Source organism: Micromonospora echinofusca, from assembly GCF_017614955.1.
Classification (GTDB): Bacteria; Actinomycetota; Actinomycetes; order Mycobacteriales; family Micromonosporaceae; genus Micromonospora; species Micromonospora echinofusca_A.
Map to the genome: position 1 here is coordinate 1 of NZ_WVUH01000546.1, position 2995 is coordinate 2995.

General features: G+C 70.3%; 2 protein-coding genes. One reads left to right on the plus strand and one right to left on the minus strand.

Annotated elements, in window-relative coordinates:
• The first annotated feature begins 228 nt into the window (after positions 1-228).
• Positions 229-1206, plus strand: a complete 978-nt coding sequence (locus GSF22_RS32450) for a TerC family protein (protein WP_208817730.1) — start codon at positions 229-231, stop codon at positions 1204-1206.
• A gap of 101 nt (positions 1207-1307) precedes the next feature.
• On the opposite strand, the gene GSF22_RS32455 is transcribed toward GSF22_RS32450, so the two are convergent.
• Positions 1308-2995, minus strand: a 1688-nt coding sequence (locus tag GSF22_RS32455) for an endo-1,4-beta-xylanase (protein WP_208817729.1), incomplete at its 5' end; no start/stop codon positions are given.

Here is a 2995-nt window from a genome sequence, read left to right on the forward strand (position 1 = left end):
CACCCCCACATCACCCCGATCCGGAGCGGCCACCCCTAGACATGCGAAGCATGTTTCGTGAATACTGTAACCACATTCGAGGGGGAGTACCCGCCCACCGGACGTACCGTCGTCAGTACGGACCACCTGGTCCCGGCGGTACGGGCCGCCGTACCGGCGGTCCGGGGAGACCTTCGACCACCAGTCCGACGATCCCCGTCGGCCGGTCGAAGGGAGCGCACCATGCCCGTGTCCGTACCGTGGTGGGCCTGGGTGGCCCTCACCGTCGCCATCGCGGCGATGCTCGCGGTGGACCTGTTCCTGCACCGCGACAACCACGTGATCGGCTTCCGGGAGGCCGCCGTCTGGTCCGGCGTCTGGATCGCCGCCGGGCTGGCCTTCGGCATCGTGCTCTGGCTCTGGCAGGGTGACGAGGCCGCCGGCGCGTACTACGCCGGCTACCTGATCGAGAAGGCCCTCTCGGTCGACAACGTCTTCGTCTTCGCCCTGATCTTCACGTACTTCGCGGTACCCCCCGCGTACCAGCACAAGGTGCTCTTCTGGGGCGTGGTGGGGGCGCTGCTGTTCCGCCTCGGGTTCATCTTCGTCGGGGCCGAACTGCTGGAGACCTTCTTCTGGACCGCCTACCTGTTCGGGGCGTTCCTGGTCTGGACCGGTTGGCGGATGGCGTTCGCGCACAGCCAGGAGATCGACCCGGGCCGCAACCCGGTGGTCCGACTGGTCCGGCGGATCGTCCCGACCGACGCCCGGTACCACGGGGACCGGTTCTTCACCCGCATCGACGGTCGCCGGGTGGCCACCCTGCTCTTCGTCGTACTGGTCGCGGTCGAGGCCACCGACCTGATCTTCGCCATCGACTCGGTCGCGGCGATCCTGGCCATCACCACCAGCACGTTCATCGTCTGGACCGCGAACGCGTTCGCCATCCTCGGCCTGCGCAGCCTCTACTTCTGCCTGGCCGGTCTGCTGCGCCGCTTCACCCACCTGCACTACGGCCTGGCGCTGCTGCTCGCCTTCGCCGGCGTGAAGCTGATCCTCTCCGAGACCCCGGTCGGCAAGCTGCCCATTCCGGTCACCCTCGGGGTCATCGCGGTGACCCTCGCCGGATCCATCGCCTGGAGCCTGCTCGCCACCCGCGACGCCACCCGCGACGGCACCCGGGCGGCCACCCCGGCCGGCGACGACCGCGAGGTCCGGAGCCACTGACGCCGTGACCGGAACACCGGTGGGTTCCCGGCCGATCGGCCGGGAACCCACCGGTCAGCGCCGCCACCCGGGCACCGACCGCCCGGGTGGCAGAGCGCGGGTCAGCCCAGGGTGCAGGCCGCGCCGTTGAGGCTGAACGCGGTCGGCGCGGGGTTGCTGCCGTTGTGGTTGGCGTTGAAGCCGAGGCTCACCGAGGCGCCCGGCGCGATCTGGCCGTTCCAGGCTTCGTTGCGCAGCGTCACCTGGCTGCCGGACTGGGTGTAGAGGGAGCTCCACGACTGGGTGACGGTCTGCCCGGCGGAGAAGGCGAAGGTGAGCGCCCAGCCGTTCACCGCGCTGGTGCCGGTGTTGGTGACCGTCAGGTTCGCGGTGAACCCGGTGTTCCACTGGTTGACGGTGTAGCCGACCCGGCAGGCGCCGCCGCCCCCGGGGCCGTCCCCGGTGGTGGCGGTGACCGTCGGCGAGGCCGCCGAGACGTTGCCGGCGGCGTCCCGGGCCACCACGTAGAAGGTGTACGCGGTGGCGGCGCTGAGCCCGCTGACCGTCGCCGAGGTGCCGGTCGAGGTGGCCACCGCCACGTCGGTCGCCCCGTTCTCCCGGTAGACGGTGTACCCGGTGACCCCCACGTTGTCGGTGGCCGCCGGCCAGGACAGCGCGACGCTGCTGCTGGTGACCGTACCCGCGACCGGCTGGCCCGGGGCGGTCGGCGCGACGGTGTCCCCGCCGGTCCCGCCACCGCCCAGCGCCTCGGTCAACGCGGCGTACGCCGGCTTGGCCTGGTAGTTCTCGTCCCACACCAGCGCCGCGCCCTGCCCGGGGAAGACGTCCGGGATCCAGGAGTAGCGGTCGGTGATGCCCCAGATGGTGACGCCCTGGCAGCGGGTGAGGTTGAGGCAGATCTGCATGACCTTCTTGTAGTCGGCGGCCTGCTGGGCGAGCTTGTTCGCGTCGGCCGGCAACTGCATCCGGATGTCCAGCTCGGTGACCCGCACGTCGACCCCGAGGTCGATGAAGCGCTGGAGGTTGGCCTGCATGTCACCGGGGACCTGGCCGACGATCAGGTGGGCCTGGAAGCCCACGCAGTCGATCGGTACGCCCTGCGTCTTGAAGCTGCGGACCAGGTTGTACAGCCCGGTGCTCTTCGCGTTGATCCCGTCGGTGCTGTAGTCGTTGATGCAGAGCTTGACGTTCGGGTCGGCGGCCCGGGCGGTGCGAAACGCCTCGGCGATGTACCCGTCCCCGAGCTTCTGCTGGAACACCGAGTTGCTCCGCCGGGAACCGTCACCGTTGTCGGAGAACGCCTCGTTGACCACGTCCCAGGAGCTGACCTTGCCCCGGTAGCGGCTGACCACCGTGGTGATGTGGTTGTTCATGGCCGAGCGGAGCTGGTCGGCGCTGAGGTTGCCCACCCAGCCGGGCAGTTGGCTGTGCCAGACCAGGGTGTGGCCGTACAGTTCCTTGCCGGTGCTGGCGGCGTAGTTGGCCACCGTGTCGGCGTCGGTCCAGCGGAACTGGCCCTGGGTCGGCTCGGTGGCGTCCCACTTCATCGCGTTCTCGGCGACGACCAGGTTGAACTCGTTGTCGGCGATGGTCTTGTAGGCGGTCTCGCTCATCCGGTTCGGGGCCATCGCGAAGCCGATGTCCTTGCCCTTGGCGGCGGCCAGGCCGGCCAGGGTGGTGGCGGCCGTCGCGGGTGCGGCCACCGCCAGGCTGCCGGCGGCCAGCGCGGCGACCGCCATGCCGGCGAAGGCGGCCCGCCTGCGCCGGTACGGGGATCCGGGGACCATGG